General features: G+C 59.9%; 17 protein-coding genes, 1 tRNA gene and 1 other annotated feature. Of the genes, 6 read left to right on the top strand and 12 right to left on the bottom strand.

Going from position 1 to position 15,884, the window contains the following annotated elements; all coding sequences use genetic code 11:
• Nucleotides 1-22: 22 nt before the first annotated feature.
• The 3 genes from smrA to ONZ54_RS17295 all read right to left on the bottom strand — a co-directional run bounded on the left by smrA (nt 23) and on the right by ONZ54_RS17295 (nt 1,991).
• Nucleotides 23-604: a DNA endonuclease SmrA gene (gene smrA, locus ONZ54_RS17305; protein ID WP_271786772.1), complete on the bottom strand. Its 582-nt coding sequence runs from the start codon at nt 602-604 to the stop codon at nt 23-25.
• Nucleotides 605-769: 165 nt separating this feature from the next.
• On the bottom strand, nt 770-955 hold the full coding sequence (locus ONZ54_RS17300) for a DUF3149 domain-containing protein (protein WP_416995594.1): 186 nt from the start codon (nt 953-955) through the stop codon (nt 770-772).
• Nucleotides 956-1,112: 157 nt separating this feature from the next.
• A complete protein-coding gene (locus ONZ54_RS17295; protein WP_021140524.1) occupies nt 1,113-1,991 on the bottom strand; it encodes a TraB/GumN family protein in 879 nt (292 codons plus the stop codon).
• A gap of 70 nt (nt 1,992-2,061) precedes the next feature.
• On the opposite strand from ONZ54_RS17295, the gene ONZ54_RS17290 reads away from it, so the two are divergent.
• The gene (locus tag ONZ54_RS17290; protein WP_271786770.1) at nt 2,062-2,394 is read left to right on the top strand and encodes a DUF1904 family protein; all 333 of its coding nucleotides are present in this window, start codon (nt 2,062-2,064) and stop codon (nt 2,392-2,394) included.
• A gap of 118 nt (nt 2,395-2,512) precedes the next feature.
• Here the strand turns inward: ONZ54_RS17290 and ONZ54_RS17285 are convergent, their stop codons facing one another.
• From ONZ54_RS17285 to ONZ54_RS17250, 8 genes are all read right to left on the bottom strand, one after another.
• Nucleotides 2,513-3,343, bottom strand: coding sequence for an SDR family oxidoreductase (locus ONZ54_RS17285; protein ID WP_021140525.1), 831 nt, complete (start codon nt 3,341-3,343; stop codon nt 2,513-2,515).
• Between the two features lie 114 nt (nt 3,344-3,457).
• Nucleotides 3,458-4,903: an OprD family outer membrane porin gene (locus ONZ54_RS17280; protein ID WP_021140526.1), complete on the bottom strand. Its 1,446-nt coding sequence runs from the start codon at nt 4,901-4,903 to the stop codon at nt 3,458-3,460.
• Between the two features lie 508 nt (nt 4,904-5,411).
• Nucleotides 5,412-7,355 carry a methyl-accepting chemotaxis protein gene (locus tag ONZ54_RS17275; protein ID WP_271786769.1) on the bottom strand — a complete coding sequence of 648 codons (1,944 nt, stop codon included), beginning with the start codon at nt 7,353-7,355 and terminating at the stop codon, nt 5,412-5,414.
• Nucleotides 7,356-7,450: 95 nt separating this feature from the next.
• Entirely contained in the window at nt 7,451-8,353 is a 903-nt protein-coding gene (locus tag ONZ54_RS17270; RefSeq protein WP_271786768.1) for a DMT family transporter, read from the bottom strand.
• Nucleotides 8,354-8,453: 100 nt separating this feature from the next.
• Nucleotides 8,454-8,579 carry an entericidin A/B family lipoprotein gene (locus ONZ54_RS17265; protein WP_021140529.1) on the bottom strand — a complete coding sequence of 42 codons (126 nt, stop codon included), beginning with the start codon at nt 8,577-8,579 and terminating at the stop codon, nt 8,454-8,456.
• A 20-nt stretch (nt 8,580-8,599) separates the two neighbouring features.
• Nucleotides 8,600-9,658 (bottom strand): PQQ-dependent sugar dehydrogenase, encoded by a 1,059-nt coding sequence (locus tag ONZ54_RS17260; RefSeq protein ID WP_271786767.1) that lies wholly within the window; start codon nt 9,656-9,658, stop codon nt 8,600-8,602.
• Nucleotides 9,659-9,932: 274 nt separating this feature from the next.
• A tRNA-Arg gene (locus tag ONZ54_RS17255) sits at nt 9,933-10,009 on the bottom strand.
• A gap of 50 nt (nt 10,010-10,059) precedes the next feature.
• Nucleotides 10,060-11,214 carry a flagellar assembly protein FlgT gene (locus ONZ54_RS17250; protein WP_021140531.1) on the bottom strand — a complete coding sequence of 385 codons (1,155 nt, stop codon included), beginning with the start codon at nt 11,212-11,214 and terminating at the stop codon, nt 10,060-10,062.
• A 194-nt stretch (nt 11,215-11,408) separates the two neighbouring features.
• On the opposite strand from ONZ54_RS17250, the gene ONZ54_RS17245 reads away from it, so the two are divergent.
• Both ONZ54_RS17245 and ONZ54_RS17240 read left to right on the top strand, forming a co-directional pair.
• Nucleotides 11,409-12,029: a FlgO family outer membrane protein gene (locus ONZ54_RS17245; RefSeq protein WP_271786766.1), complete on the top strand. Its 621-nt coding sequence runs from the start codon at nt 11,409-11,411 to the stop codon at nt 12,027-12,029.
• 16 nt (nt 12,030-12,045) lie between these two features.
• Nucleotides 12,046-12,471: an LPP20 family lipoprotein gene (locus ONZ54_RS17240; protein WP_271786765.1), complete on the top strand. Its 426-nt coding sequence runs from the start codon at nt 12,046-12,048 to the stop codon at nt 12,469-12,471.
• Between the two features lie 69 nt (nt 12,472-12,540).
• On the opposite strand, the gene pheA is transcribed toward ONZ54_RS17240, so the two are convergent.
• On the bottom strand, nt 12,541-13,713 hold the full coding sequence (pheA, locus tag ONZ54_RS17235; protein WP_021141201.1) for a prephenate dehydratase: 1,173 nt from the start codon (nt 13,711-13,713) through the stop codon (nt 12,541-12,543).
• A gap of 38 nt (nt 13,714-13,751) precedes the next feature.
• Nucleotides 13,752-13,874: a sequence feature (Phe leader region), on the bottom strand.
• Between the two features lie 170 nt (nt 13,875-14,044).
• Here pheA and ONZ54_RS17230 point away from each other — a divergent pair.
• From ONZ54_RS17230 to ONZ54_RS17220, 3 genes are read left to right on the top strand one after another with little or no spacing between them, the layout of a single operon-like run.
• Entirely contained in the window at nt 14,045-14,641 is a 597-nt protein-coding gene (locus ONZ54_RS17230) for an HAD family hydrolase (protein WP_271786764.1), read from the top strand.
• Nucleotides 14,642-14,672: 31 nt separating this feature from the next.
• Nucleotides 14,673-14,951: a DUF6482 family protein gene (locus tag ONZ54_RS17225; RefSeq protein ID WP_005311907.1), complete on the top strand. Its 279-nt coding sequence runs from the start codon at nt 14,673-14,675 to the stop codon at nt 14,949-14,951.
• A gap of 44 nt (nt 14,952-14,995) precedes the next feature.
• A complete protein-coding gene (locus tag ONZ54_RS17220) occupies nt 14,996-15,868 on the top strand; it encodes an adenine nucleotide alpha-hydrolase family protein (RefSeq protein WP_265431610.1) in 873 nt (290 codons plus the stop codon).
• Nucleotides 15,869-15,884: the final 16 nt, after the last annotated feature.

Here is a 15,884-nt window from a genome sequence, read left to right as displayed (position 1 = left end):
CTGACCAGATGACGGTTGCTGACTAGCCGAGCCGCTTCTGGTGTCGCTCGCGGTTCTCCGCCTTCTGGCGCTCGCTTTTTCGCAGCAGCACATAGAGGGCACCGCTGCCGCCGTGGCGGCGCTTGGCGCTGTGGATGGCCATGACGGCGGGCAGTTGCGGCAACCAGGCGCTGACATAGCTTTTGAGCAGGGCACGCGGCGTGCTGCGTTCCCCCTTGCCGTGCAGGATCAGCAGGCAGCGGATGTCCCGCGCCTCGCAATCCGCAATGAAATGCACCAGCGCCTGACGCGCCTCATTGAGGGTCTTCTGATGCAGATCCAGGCTCGCCTGCAACTCATATTTACCGAGTCGCAGCTTCTTGTAGACCCCCTCTTGCACCCCATCGCGCTTGAAGCCGATGATGTCATGGGGATCGCGTATCTCCACCGCCTCCATGGTTAGGTGGTCGAGTGCCAGTTGCTCGGCGGTAGCCGCCTGACGGCGGGCCAGTTGCGCTTCCGTCGGGACGGGTTTGCCCGCAGGGGAATGGATATTGTCGCTGCGAATGGGGCGCACATCGGCCACTTCATTGCGAAACAGTGAGAGTTCGTCGTTGCAAGACACGGCAGGCTCCCCGCATTGGAATGAGCGAGCATTATAGCGGGCGGGGGCGAGTCAGAAAATGGCAGCCAGCATCAGCCGGCTGACAGGCAGGCACTATTGGCCGATAGACAATGCCAGCCAGGAGACATGGGCAGGCGATCGGTGGGATCGCCTGACGCAGGGGCGTTACTGCTCTTCTTGCGGCGGCTTGGCGCTCATCACCTTGTAGATGAAATAGACCGCATAGGAACTGATCAGCAGGAAGGTGCCGATAATCACCAACATGGACATGAGTCCCACGCTGTTGCCGAACATCAGGTTCATCCAGAATTCCATCTCACACACTCCTGTCATCCCATTGATGACAGGCATGATAGATACCTCTTTGGGCCTGATGGGATGATCTCGATCAAGTCCCCTTGCGGTTATTTAATCGGCAGCCTGATCTGTGAGCCGCCTCCCATTCGGCCCAGTGCGTGTGGGGACAGTCCCCCGGTTTGGCAGGGCCTTCACGTCATACCCTGGTCGTTTACTTAGCGGCTGGATTGGTGAGCGGCGTGACGCGCCACCCTTGCTGCTCCAGCAGGGCGATCAGGCCCTGGTCGCCGTAAAGGTGCAGGGCGCCTACCACGATAAAGCTCTCGTTTGGCAGGGTTGGCCACTTTTTCAGCCAGTTGTGGTTGCGTTCCGCCAGCAGGGTTTGCTCCAGCCAGGCTTGCAGCTTGGGCGGCGCCATCTCTGCTTTCAGCAGGCTGACGAGGGCGGCCTGATCCCCGTCCTGCCAAGCTTTCATCACATCGCGAAAGCCAGTTTCCAGCTGGGGCAGCTCATCCAGGGTGGTGGATAGCATCAGCGTCTGGTTGTCGCCGACGCTGGCAAGATAGCCGAGCTGTTCGAGCAGGGTCTCGAAGCCCACTATGGGCTTGCCACTCTCGGTGGCACGTTTGGCAAAGTGCTGATCCACCCCGAGTGCACTGCTGAAACCGGTGCGCTCGAGCGCGGCCTGGGTCAGGGTGATGGCGGCAAACCAGGGGCGCAGCGGGGAGAGCATGGTCTCGGTCAGGCCGTTCTGACCGGCGGCTATGATGGTGCGTCGGTAGAGATCGGCTGAGACATGATCCTTGAGCGTCTTGCCATCGGTCAGGCGGGTGATGGTGCCCATATCCTGCCACTGCTCCTCACCTATGTGGGTCAGGTCAGCTTCCATCACCAGGGCATGACTCTGTTGCCAGGCGCGCTCTATGGGGTCGGGCAGCGGATAGAGGGAGGGTTTGCCCGCATGGATGGAGCCCAGCAGCCAGTGCTGCTGGTCGCCCTTGTTCACCCGATAGAAGGCGGGATCGGCAAAGGCGGTCAAAGGCAGCAACAGGCAGAGCAGGAAGGAAATCAGCGTGCGATGAAATCTCATGAGGCACCTTATGTGAGCGGATTGAGTTCTCTATGATAAGTCCTCATTCGTCACAGCCAAGAGGTTTCCCATGCCCCATCTTCGTTTTAGGGCCGTTTCAGTCGATACCCTCCAGCAGATCAGCACCCCTTTGTTGGCTGAGCTGTGCGCCCTCACTGGCGGCAAGCCTGAATTTGTCACCCTGGAGTGTGTCGACAGCAGCTGGGTGCGCAATGGTGCGATCGAAGCTGGCTTCCCGTTTGTGGAGCTGGTCTGGTTCGAGCGGTCGCAGGCGATGCAAGATGCCGCCGCGGCGCTCATCACCCGCCATCTGAAGGCGGTGCTGGGGGAGCAAACTTATGTGGTGGTGCAGGTGCTGCCCATCGTAAAAAGTCACTATTACAGCAACGGTCAGCACTATTGAGGAGAGTATCGACGTTCATCCTGGCTGCGGGACAGATGGCGGGCGAGCGGCAGACGGGGGTCACAGCATCAACTGCAGGGCGAGCAGGCGGTGCCACTCACCCTGTGTGAATCAAGGATCAGGCCGACTTGGAGAGGATCCGGTCAAGCCAGCTGCTTGGCAGCAGGCGGCGCAGTATCGCAAACAACCGGGTCGGGAAGGTGACAGGGTAGCGATGCTTGGGGCGCTTGCTCTGCAGTGCATGGAGCAGTGGCGGAATGCAGGCATCGCTTGGCAGCGTGAAGCCGCTGGTGGCCCCCTCTTTTTCCAACCGGGTCAGGGTCTGGCGATAGGCGCCCTGATGACGACTCTGGGCCGGATCGATATGGCGCACGAAGGCGGCGTGGGCATTGGCACGAAAGCGGGTATCGATGGGACCAGGTTCGATCAGGCTGATGTGCACGCCGCTTCCCTCAAGTTCGAGGCGCAGGGTGTCGGTATAGCCTTCAAGGGCAAACTTGCTGGCGTTGTAGGCGCCGCGATACTTCATGGCCACCAGCCCCAGCACCGAGCTGTTCTGCACTATGCGCCCCTCCCGGGCTGCCAGCATGGTCGGCAGTATCTGGCGGATCAGGTGATGCCAGCCAAACAGATTGGTGTCGAACTGGGCACGCAGCGCCTCTGTGGGCAGGTCTTCCAGTGCGCCAGGCTGGCCATAGGCACCGTTGTTGAACAGGCCGTAGAGACGGCCTCCGGCCAGCGCCAGTGCCTCGGCGGCACCCTGCTCAATGCTGGCGGTATCGGCCAGATCCAGTTGTACAGCCAGTAAACCCTGCTGTTGCAGCTGTGCTACATCGTCGGCCTTGCGAGCGGAGGCGATCACGGTAAAGCCGTGGTCACCGAGCGCCTTGGCGGCGGCGAGGCCGATACCACTGGAACAGCCGGTGATGAGCACGAAGGGGTTGGGCATAAAAATCATCCATGGTGGCGGCCTGAGTGTGGCCAAGGTGGGCATGGTAGCCTGAGTGCGACCAAAAAGAAAACCGGGCCAAGGGGCCCGGTTTGCTGAGGTTGCACCGCCTGCTTACAGTATGGTGAACGGCATTATGATGTGGAACTTGACGTCATGCTCGGAGGCGAAGATGTTGGGGTATTCGGTCCAACCGCCGCCCTGGCTGATGTCGTTGTTGTAATCTGTGTAGTGCAGTTTGAACAGGGTGCCTTTCAGCTTGCCATCTTGCACCGTGTACATGACGTCGAAGTTGGCTGCCCATTCGGTATCTTCACCGTTGGTGGCCTTGGTGCCGTCGCCTTTCTGGATATCCCAGCCGTAGGCGCCGGAGACACCGACGGACCAGCCTGGTGCACCCACCAGATCATCCAGGGAACGGGTCACACCGAAGAACAGCGCTTTTTCGTTGTTTGCGTTCCAGTCGGAGCGGGAGTCCCACCAGATTTCGTTCGCGCCCTGGGAGTTGCCGTAGCCACGGGTCAGACGGGGCAGGTAGTTGCCTTCGCTACCCTCGGCCTTGGTCCACAGACCTTCCACACGGAAGCCGTACGGACCCATGCCCCAGGCGGCGGTCAGGGCTTGCTGCCATGCCATGCCGTCATAAGTTTCGATGTCGGCACCACCCTTCTGATAGGTGTCGGTTTCGGAACCGTAGAACTGGTAGCTGGTGGAGAGGCCGTTCAGCACGTCAAACTTGTGGGCCAGCTTGAAGTGGTAGCTGTCCATGTAGTTTTCGGAGTTGCCGTAAGAACCGGTCACGGCTGTGCCATTTTCGAAGGTATAACGTGCCGCTACACCCTGGATGTAGTCGATGACGTTTTCATCGGCGAACGGATCCATCCATGCCTTGGCACGGGAGAACTTCTGGGTCTCCTTGTACCAGGGGGACTTGTATTCGTCGGCGATGGCGTAGGTCAGGTAGAGACCACCGACGTTACCCTCGATCTGGCCGCCACGGTAGGTACCCGGCTGATAGGACCAGTTCACACCGATCACGCCCGGTACGTAGAGCTGGGTCAGACCGCCCTTGGCGGTGACGGCACCGTCCAGCGCTTTCAGTTTCAGGGAGGCATTGGCCAGGCTGAAGCCACCTTTGGGGGAGCCATCCTTGTAGTTTTCGCCCCATTTGTTACCGGCGAAGGAGAATTCGTTCTCCTGGTTGACCGCATGGTTCTCGGTCACGGCCAGGTCATAGGCACCAAAACCGCCCACGTCGATACCGACGATATCCCAAGCATAACCCGAGTTGAAGTTGAGAGCGGCTTGAGTTGTGGCGTGGCTCAGGTTGGACTGGTACTTGCCTTCTTTCTTGGCGGCAGTCGGGTCACCATCGATACGCTGACGATCACGCTGGAAGTAGAAGAGGCCACCGTTGAGTTTGCCTTCTTCATAGAATTTGCTGGCGGCGGCGGCATAGGCAGGACCGGCTTCGTCGGCAGCAAATGCCATACCGGGGGCGACCAAGGCGGCAACAACAGCTGCGCTCAATGCGGCACGCTTGAAGATCACTTTTTCCATTTTGTATTGCTCCTGATTTTATGGACTTAGCTTTTTGTCCGGCAGTCAGGCAAGGGCCCGCCGCTCGGTATTGGCATTGCAATCAAGACCCCGTAGGGCAAAAAATTCTTTCTATGTCGGCTGCGGCCGCGACGTCTTGGCACATCTGCGGTGGTGCAGTTCTGTTCATCACATCATTTATTTTTTATGTTCCGATTCTTGGCTATCGGACAATTCCAAGAGTACGTTCGCGGTGCGAAATATCAATGGAAAGTTCCCACCAAGTTTCAAAAATATGACCGAGTGCAAATAATCATGGATCTTGGTGTGGACACTCCCAGCCCACTCATATCGCAGCTGATAGCGTTTTCAAGTGAAATGACCTGCCGATGAGGGCGGATCTCTTACAAGGGGCATAACTTTTTTCGTTAACCTGTATGCAACAGATAATTTTGTGGCACAAAAAAAGATATGCCCCCACGTCGGGACGCAGGGGCAGGGCGTTTGGGAGGGGAGTCCAGCGGCTGATTCAGGCCTGATGGCCGAGAATACGGGGGATCTGGCTGGCTTGATGATGGATGTGTTCAGACACCTGAACCGAGAGCCGGCTGCCCTGGCGGGCATGCTGGCTGATGCGAGCAATCAGGTCGGCGAAGCTGGCCAGCTTGTGCTCCTGGCTCTTGGCATTGTCCGCCCCCTGCAGGGCGATGACGGCGGTGCTGCGCGCCATCTCTCTCACCGCCTGGGTGGTCTGGCGCAACTGCTCCGCCTGCTGGCGCTGGGCGGCTGCTTCTGTGGTGATCCGCGCCAGCACAGTGCCGAGTTGATCGCCGGATTGGGTGAGTCGCACCAGGATCTCGGTGATCTGGCCAAGGGAGCGCTGGGTATCGGCGGAGAGGTGGCGTACCTCGTCGGCCACTACCGCAAAACCGCGCCCCTGCTCGCCCGCCCTGGCCGCTTCGATGGCCGCATTGAGCGCCAGCAGGTTGGTTTGCTGGGCGATGTGGCCGATCACGTCGACGATGGCGGTGACGTCATCCACCGAACGCTTGAGCTGGGTCAGGGCGACGTCGCTTTCATCGATGGCAAGACCGGTCTGGGCGGTGGCCTGCAACATGCCCCCTACCAGCAGCTCGCTCTGGCTCATGGAGTGTTCGTTGTGCTGGGCATGCTGTGCTATCTCGGCGGCCACCTGATGAACCTCGCCGGCCAGCTGGTTCAACTCGCTCATCATCAGGTCGCTCTCGTCCACCGCCTGCTCGGTGGTGCGGGTGCTGTGGTGGATCTCTTCGACCTGATTGACCATGCCCTGCAGGCTCAATGAGACCGCCGACAGTTGGCCCTCTTTCTGCTGCTGATCCAGTTGCAGGCGAACGATAAGCCGGTTGTAGCTCTCGACTATGTCGCTGAGTTCGTTGCGCTCGCGCCCCGGGGGCAGGGTTTCGGCCTGGCCTGTTTCGTCAAGTTGCAGAAAAGCACCGCGCAGCCGCAGCAGCGGTTTGACCAGCCAGCGACGCTGCACCAGTGCAAACAGCAGGGCGACCAGCACCAGACAGAGCGCCAGACTGCCGAGGATGAGAGCCAGCTCCTGGTTGACAGCCTGCCGCCCTGCGGTGAGCTGCTCTCCCATCTCCCCGCTTGCTTGCAGCATGCGAGTGATGTCCTGTTGCACCGCCTGGTGGGCAGCCTGTTGTTGTTGCAGCGCCTTGCGGCTGTTTTCCAGCTCTTGCGGATAGCGCTTGAGCAGGGAGAGCAGTTCGCTGCGCGGCTGGGCGCCGAGCTCTTTGCGCACCGGCTCGCCCAGGGTGAACTCGTCGGCGGGGGGGGCCTCAAACAGGCCAAGCAGCGGCAGGGCGGCCAGTTGCTCAGCCTGTTTTTGCAAGGCGGCGAGCTCGAATTGCAGCCCCTCCAGCAGTTTGGGGCTGGCCTGCTCCATGTAGTTCTGGCGCAGGTGGCCCAGCCCCGGCAGGGCAGCCAGCAGATCGGCCGCCCCTTTGCGGTAAGCCTCGGCACTGGCCTGATCCGTACCCGGATCCATGGCTCCCTGCTGGCCGTAGCGCAGCAGCGCCCTGGCCTGGGTGGTCAGTTCGTTCTCGGCATTTTGCAACAGCCACTGGCTGTTGCCAGAGAGCTTGCCCGCCGCCAGATAATCGCCATCGATACGCTCTCCCATCTTCTCGAGCAGGGCGCGCAGCGGGGCTGTCAGCTGCTCGTCCTGCTGTGCCAGTTGGCCGAGCGCCAGCTGGCGCACCGTCTGGGCTTCGGCCAGGCGCAGGGGATCGCCGCTGCTCAGGTAGTCGCGCAAGGTGCCTTGCAGGGTATCGGTCAGCCGTTGTTGCAGCCGTTCATGTTGATGCTGGGCTTGCTCGGCCTGATCCAGCTGTTGCCAGCCATGAAACAGGGCGCCGACCTGTACGCCAGCGACCAGCAGCAGTACCAGGGAGGAGAGGGAGGCATAGTGGGCAATTTTCACGTCAGAATTCCTGCTTGAGCCAGGGGACTGGAAGTCGCCGTGAGCTTAAGCAGGAAAGATGGCGTTTTTATGACATCCGGTTCATGACTGCGAAGTCATGACAATGACGGTGCAGCGGGCTCCTCCTGCTTGCGGGCCGCAGGTGACTTGCCCAGCATGCCAAGCAGGGCCCCACCCATGATGAAGGCCCCGGCCAGCAGGTGGCGGGAAGTCAGCTCCTCTCCGTTGAGCAGCACCAGCAACAGTGTGCTCAGCAGCGGTGTCAGGTAGGCAAGCGCCCCGATGCGGCGCGGATCCCCGTCCCGCAATGCCAGATACCAAGTAACGAAGGCCGCACCCATGGGGCCGAGGGCGAGCCCGACGATGAGCCACCAGTCGTCGGCGGGGATCTGTGCAATGGGCAGCGGCCCTTCCAGCCACCAGGCGAGCAGCAACGCCAGTAGCCCAGCGGGCAGGCAGGCCGCCGCCGTCACCACGGCCGGTGCAGGTGGCAGACGGCGGGAGAGCACCGAATAGGCCCCCCAGATGATGGCGGCACCCAGTGCCAGCAAGTAGCCCGGCAGATAGGCGACCTGCAGTTGCAACTCGCCGTTGACCATCACCAGTACGGATCCGGCCAGACCGAGCGCGCCGGCCAGCAAGTGACGGCTGAGCAGCGGGTGACCGGGCAGCAGCAAGGGGGTGAACAATATGATGAACAGGGGCCAGAGGTAGTTGATGAGGTTCGCCTCCAGCACGGGGGCGTGGCGAAAGCTCATGAACAGCAGCAGGTGATAGAGCAGCAGCGCTGTGATGGTCACCAGCCAGCTGACCGGACGGGCCCGCCACTGGCGCCAGAACGGCAGGGCGCCGACGCCACAGAAAAACAGCACCAGGCCCACCAGCACCAGTGGCGACACGCTGGTGACCCGGGAGGTGAGCGCCGCCAGCGAGGCCCACAGCAGTATGGTCAACAGCGCAAGGCCGGTGGACTTGTCCCACCACGAAGAACCCGACATCCAACACTCCTTTGCAAGATGAATAAGATGAATAAAAAGAGGGCCAGTCTAGCAGACCGACCCTCCCTCCTGACCATCCCTGTTTTGGTCTGGTTGTCGACTATTTACTGGCGGAGCGCTGGATCACTTCCCCCGCTTTTTCGATATCCCTGCCGACACCACTAACGGTGTTGCAGCCCATCAAGAGGGCGCAGCAGAGCAGCAGCCCATATTTCATCTGTTTCATCTTGACTCCTCCCGGGTGAGCTAGGGCATCAGTTTCAGCAAGCGTCCGTCAGGGGTATCGGTTAGCAGATAGATGGCGCCATCCGGTCCTTCCTTGACGGTGCGGATCCGGGCACCCAGCTCGGTCAGCAAACGCTCTTGCGAGACTATCTTGTCTCCCTCCATCTTCAGGCGTAACAGGGCCTGACCCCGCAAGGCACCGACCAGCAGGTCCCCCTGCCACTCCTTGAACAGGGTGCCTTGATAAAACGTCATGCCGGAGGGGGCGATGGACGGGACCCAGATCCACTTCGGCGGCACCATGCCAGGGGCCGCAGTGCCCGAACCAATTTTGCCGCCGCCATACTCTTCGCCAAAACTGACGCTGGGCCAGCCATAGTTGCGGCCGGGCTGGATCAGGTTTACCTCATCGCCGCCCTGGGGACCGTGTTCGTGTGCCCAGAACTGCCCTGTGACGGGGTGCAGGGCAGCCCCCTGCATGTTGCGATGACCCAGACTCCAGATCTCGGGCAGGGCCCCGGCTTTCTGCACAAAGGGGTTGTCTTGTGGCACCCGGCCATCGAGATGCAGGCGTATGGTCTTGCCCAGGTGGTTATCGAGGGACTGGGCCTGATCCCGCCCCCGATAGCGATCTCCCAGCGTGATATAGAGGTAGCCATCGTCCCCCGTCAGCAGCCTGGAACCAAAGTGGGCACTCCCGCCCATTTTCGGCTGCTGGCGAAACAGCTGTTGCCACTGGTGCAGCCGGTCATCTTGCAATCTGGCACGGGCCACTGCCGTGCCAGCACCGCCCTGACCAGGTTCGCTGTAGCTCAGATAGATCCAGCCCTCCTTGTCCCGGGCCAGGTCGAGCAATCCTCCCTGACCGGCACTGGCGATGGGCGGCAGTCCCTGCACCGTATGGTGCTTCCCTTGCCGGTCGATGCGCAGCAAACGGCCTGTCCGTTCGCTGATCAGAAACTCCCCACCCGGCAACAGCACCAGACCCCAGGGATGGGAAAGCCCCTCGACCAGCGGGATCAGGGTGATGGCCCGGACAGGCGCTATCAGACAGAGCAACACTACCAGCAGCCTGAACATGTGGGCCTCCTCTACAGTGAGCGGTCGAAATACAAGTTTCCGGATTGGGTCAATATCGCTGAAGATCGCTGAAGTATAGAGAGACGTGACAGAAGCATCGGGAGTAATGTGCCCCTGTACGAGCCGGGATTCGGGAGTGTCTGTCAGATGTCTGGTGTGTTCTGGTGTGTGTTGACGAAGAAGGGGAGTGAAAGGTTTGCGCTTTTGGGTTGACGATGAAGAGTTCATACAACAAGGGGTTGGCACCATGACGATGCCAACCCCTTGTTTTATATGGTGCTCCCGACTGGAGTCGAACCAGTGGCCTGTCCCTTAGGAGGGGACCGCTCTATCCTACTGAGCTACGGGAGCCTTGTGGCGGGCATTATACAAGAAGCCGCTCCCTTTTAAACCCTTGATTCTTATTCCAATACTGCCAAATCCCCGATCTGGATGTTAAACGGTGAATATTTGTTCTGGCTGCTGATGATGGCGCCATCCTCGAATACCTGTACCACTTCGAACAGGCCATCGGCCGGGTTGCGCATCATGCGGGATTTGCCGTAAGGATCGATGAAGTCGGCGCTGTGCTGGATCCGGTACTGATCCCCCAGCCTGACACCGTTGCGCCGGCCGAGATTGATGTGAGGGCCCCGCTCGTTCTGGCCTATCACCCGGGCGGTAACCGGGGCGCAGTTCAGCTGGGCAACCAGATCCTGCACCGCTTCCTGCAACTGATAATTCACCTCCTGGCCATAACTCGATTGCCAGAACTGGCCGCTGCTGCTGCCGACCTGATCCCGCTTGCCGAAGGTCCAGTTGGCACGCCCCTGATACTCCTTGCGGCTGATCAGGCTGCCGTTGATGCCATCGAACAGGTAGAGCTGCATGCGAAAATTGCGGATAGGGTCTTCATACCAGCTGGTCAGCTGGTTGCCCTGAGGCTCGAGGGAGAGGTCATCTATGCTGCCGAGCACCAGATACTGGCTGTCGGTGCGCAGGCTGAGGGCCTTGATCTCCTCCAGAGCGCTGCGATCCCCCTGTTGCAGGTGGAGCGGGTCGATGCGCAGGTTCTCGTCCAGCCACTGACGGGCTGCCACGCCTTGCGGTGCGTTGGCCAGGGTCTCGAACATGCGGCGTGACAGGTTGGCAGGCATGTCATCGAGGGCGCCATAGCTCGCCTGATCCGGATAGCGCAGCCGCAGCCTGACCAGTGTCAAATCCTTGGCGTAATGCTGGGTCTGGCAGATCTGACGTTCGGCCTGGATATCGGCCTGTACCGTGATGTACATGCGGCCGTTGCGCACCTCTTCCCGTTTGAGCCGGTACTGGCGAATGTCGCCACCGGAGCGGATCTGAATCTGCTCGGAGCGCAGGCTGCCGTTTTCCAGGCGCTGTATGCTGGAGACGGCAGCACCGCTCGCCAGCAGGGCCTGGCGCAGGGCGTCGCGGGTCGCCTGCTCACGGGCATAGGCCTCGTCGCCCCCCAAAATGGCGGCACTGCCCTGGGCTTCGATAAGCTCGGCCCGGGCTGACAGGCTGGCCAGCAGCAGGATTAACAGCAGCGGTAATTTCATGACAAACACCTTGAATATGCGGGTCGGCGCATTCACTCCTGTCGAAGTGACGGCGCCGGCCGATACAGACCACAGAACCGTGTCAGTTGCACAGCACACTGCAAATCAAAAGCAAGATTCATGCCTCATTCCTGACTCAAGCTTTGGCCGGTCGAACCGATAACGAATCAGGTGTAGATACAGGAAAGGTATCCATGAACAAACTCATCACGGCGTTGGCCCTTGCGCTGGCCCTGACCAGCTGTAGTTCCGACCCCATCAATCGGGATCAGGGTGATCCTCGCCAGGCCGCTGCTGGCATGGAGCTCAACTGGCTGGTGGCCCGCATGACCGATCAGTTGATGGAGCGCAAGTCGCTCACGACCCTGACCGAGCCCATCGCTGTCTCCTCCTTCGTCGATCTCGATACCCTGCAGGACACCAACTGGATGGGGCAGCAGATTGAGGAGAGCTTTATTTACGAGCTGAACCGCCGTGGGGAAGTGGTGGTGGACTTCAAGATGACCGGCAGCATCAAGGTAACCCCTCAGGGTGACTTCGTGATGAGCCGCAATTACAAGGATCTTTCCCCCCGTCTGCCCATCTCCCGCATCCTGACCGGCACCTTCAGCCGCAATGGCAATGGGATCCTGGTCAATGCCCGCATCATAGATCTGCGGACCAAGATGGTGGAGACCACAGCCCAGAGCCTGATACCGCAAAAATACCTGTTTGGCGCCAACAATTCGTTCGGCCGGGCCTCCATCAACCGTGGTTATCTGATGCGCGATAGTCAGGCGCGTCCCGGCGGCCATCTGGTCAACCTGACGCCCTGATATAGGAGTGATTACAATGAAAATCCTGTTTGGATGCCTGCTGGCCCTGCTGCTGACCGCATGCAGTGGCAATCGGGTGGTCAACTACGGTAGCAACAACAAGCCCGATGACTTCCCGGTGCTCAAGGCGGTCGGTTATGCGGTGATCGATATCCAGCCCGGCCCGTCCCAGTCAGAGAAGATGTTGCAAGCCATCCGGGCTTCCAAGATGGATGCCTACCGCGAGCTGGCTGAACAGCTTAATGGCCAGCAGGTACGGGGGCAGAGCAGCTACAAGGACCTGACCCAGACCTCCAACTCGCTGGATGTGTCCGTGGCCGGGATGGTGCGCGGCGCCCGGGTGGTGGCCTCCTATCCCCGTGGCAATACCTATGCCACCGAGATGGAGCTCGATACCCGTGCCCTCTACAACATCAACCAGTTGATGGCGGGTCAGTTCTGACGACGTGCCGAGCTGAGGTAAAAACAAAAAGGCGAACATCATGTTCGCCTTTTTTGTTTGCAGTTACGGTCAGTTGCCCATCAGGACCGGCGGCACTGTGGTCGGCTTGACGTCTTCGCTCGGGTAGCAGCCCAGCACCTTGATGTAGCGGGTGAGTTTGGTCAGCTCGATCAATGCGGCTTGCATGGCCGGCGTCTGCAGGTTGGCGGAGACATCCAGATAGAACATCTCTTCCCAGGGGTTGCCCTGTACCGGCCGGGATTCAAGCTTGGTCATGTTGATCTCGTTGTTGCGCAGCACCAGCAGCGCCTCCACCAGGGAACCCGGTTTCTGGGAGGTGGACATGATGAGGGTGGTCTTGGCCGGAATTTGCGGCGCTACGTCGATGGGCTTGCGCGCCACTACGATGAAGCGGCTGTAGTTCTCCTTCTGGTTGGCGAGCTGTTCGGCCAGCACGTTCAGGCCATAGAGCTCACCGCCGGCTGCGCTGCCGATGGCGGCGGCATCGGGGCTGGCCAGCTCTTTCACCTTCATCATGGCGCTGGAAGAAGAATCGCAGATCTCGTGGCGCGCCCCTTCCAGCTTGCTGAGGTAGTGGGAGCACTGCTGGAACACCTGGGGATGAGCGTAGAAAGTCTTGATGCGACCCAGCTCTGTCGGCACTGCGGTGAGGATGCAGTGCTCTATGGGATAGGTCAGCTCACCGACGATGGAGAGGCTGGTGTGCTGCATCACATCATACACCTCGTTGATGGAGCCCGAGCTGGTGTTCTCGATGGGCAAGACGCCAAAGGCAGCGCGCCCTGACTCCACCGCATCCAGCACCTCGCGGAAGTTCTGGCAATTCACCTCTATCACCTGATCCTTGTAGCGGGCCAGATACTTGCGGGCCGCCAGGCTGGAGTAGGAGCCGCGCGGGCCTAGATAGGCGACGCTGGTCATGGGCTCCTGCTGCTCCGGGTTGAGCAGGCTCTGCAGATAGGCCTGCTGGGAGAGCACCGAATCTTCGATGATGGTGTGGTAGATGCGGGTGATGTACTGGGCATCCAGCCCCAGCAGCCGGCCCTGCTGGATCAGGGCGACCAGCAAGTCCTGCTCGCGCTGGGTATCGCGAATGGGACGGGGATTGGCCTGCTTGGCACGGGCGACCTCGATACTGAGAGTCTTGCGCTTGGCCAGCAGGGCAAGCAGCTCCTGATCCAACCGGGTGATGTCTTGTCTGATCTCGTCGAGCGTAGCCATGATTGTTCCCTATCCAAGTAATCGATTGTTGTAGCTGCAAAAAAAAGCCTCCACTAGGGGAGGCTCGATTCGTCTTTGGTTGCTGTTCACGCGACGACAGGGCCTTCCCTCATGTGGGCCGGATAAACGAGAAAGCAAAGAAGAATGGTGCGTGCATGGGTCTTGTCCTGAAAATATCGTCATAACCATTAAGGGATTTGGACCCGGGATGCAAGTAAAACTTGCCCGTGGGGTGCGAACGGAGCAGGGTATTTGCTGGCGCTGGCCGGGGCGCTAAAGAGCTGGATTGGTACTGTCAGCCTGGCGGCAGAGGCATATGGAGGAAGTGAACATGGCGATTATTTTCGATCTGGGGCGGGTAGTGGTGAGCTGGGATCCTGTGGCCATAGTGAGTTCGGTGCGAGGGCCGGGCGGCGCTGAGGCGCTGGCGGAGCGGCTGTTCAACCACCCGGACTGGCTGGAAGTAGACAGGGGCACGCTGTCACTGCATACCATGGCCCGTCAGGCGCAGGAGCGTACAGGTTTGTCAGCGGCAGAGAATCTCACCATTTTGCAGGCTGTGCCCGCTTCGCTCTTGCCGGATCCCGCTATGCTGACCCTGATAGCCGAGCTGCATGGCGCAGGCCACACTCTCTATGCGCTCTCCAATATGGGTCATGCCAGCATCGACTGGCTGGAGCAGCAGCCGTTCTGGCGCTTCTTCAGCGGCAAGGTGGTGTCGGCGCGGGTGCGGATGATAAAGCCGGAGCCGGATATTTACCGCTACCTGCTGGTGTCGTTTGATTTGAAGGCCGACGAGTGTCTGTTTATCGATGACAGCCCCGCCAATGTGGCCGCTGCCGAAGCGCTGGGGATCAGGTGTATGCTGTTTACCGATGCGTATAGCTGTCGTCAGCAGCTGTTATCACTGGGCTATCTGCCCGGTTGAGCTGACTGTCAGGAATGCTCGAGGAGAAGTCATGGAGCATGGCCGGTTTCGCAATTGGTTGAGTCACTATCCGGATGCCGGCTTGCTGATTGCCTGCAAGGATGGCAGCGGTTACCAGCTCTGCGTCGATGTGGATGGCGAGATGCAATGTCTCACCGACAGTGAGGGGGCACGGCTGACATTCGGCTCCCTCGAACAGGCCGAAGGCTTTTTGCGAGCACACAGAGTGCATCAGGCGAAACTGCGGATTTATGACTCCATCCAAGATGAAAATGAAGATAATTGTCATGAAATTATAATTAAATTCTGATTAAACTTGTTTTTTAAGGGTGTATTCAGGATTGCACCGGCACAATGGCCGCCAATTCATCATCCGGTGCTGTCGTTATGGCTGCCAATATAGTTGTGCTGAATCGAGGATACGATCAGACCTTTCAGACCAGGGAACAGTCACTTATCGAGACTCTGGCCAGTTACGGCGAGCTGGTGGTCTCCTTTTCTGGCCGACTGGAATCCTGCTACAGCATGGATTTGTGCCGTGCCAGCGGCGTCCGGATCCGGGCCATCACCCTGGACAGCCCGACCCGCCACCGCAAGGAGATAGCGCGGGCCAAGCGCTATTGCCAGCGCTACAGTATCGAGCAGATCGTCATCAAGACCGACGAGATGATCTTCTGCGATCATTTGCGTCACCTCAACGAGGTCATCGACCCTGTGCGCTATATCTGCCACCTCATGGCGCAGGAAACCGACTGGAGCCATCTGCCCATGCTGTTGCCCGCACCCGTCGAGGAGCAACAGGAGTACCTGCGTCGTTTTGGCAGCCTGCCGGCCAACACCCTCTGGCTGTTTGCCGAGCAGGGCATGACCCACAGGGATTTTCGCTATGGTTTCAACAAGCGACAATTGGGGCGCTGGGGCAAGAGTGCCTATGGCTGTTTGAGCCGCCGTTTCTCCGATCCCGAGCTGGTGGACAAGCATCATCTGCGGATGGTGGACATGGCGGAGCAGATGCTGGCCGACATGGGGTTAGAGGAGGCGCAGGTGTTCTTTCATACCCTCTCCGATCAGGCGACCACACTGGCGCGGGTGAGAGTGCCACCGAAGCTTCGTGCTCAGGCCTTTGACCTGCAACCGGATATCCTCAATGCCCTCAAGAGCACAGAGTTCGATCTGGTGACCCTGGACATGGTGCAGGAAGAGGATCGACAGGAGTCTCTGCGCTGAGACGAGCGCCACGGCA

Origin of the sequence: Aeromonas salmonicida (genome assembly GCF_028355655.1) — a bacterium.
In the GTDB taxonomy this organism is placed as follows: domain Bacteria; phylum Pseudomonadota; class Gammaproteobacteria; order Enterobacterales; family Aeromonadaceae; genus Aeromonas; species Aeromonas salmonicida.
The sequence above is the reverse complement of the archived record's forward strand: the minus strand, read 5'-3'. Positions and strand labels throughout refer to the sequence as shown.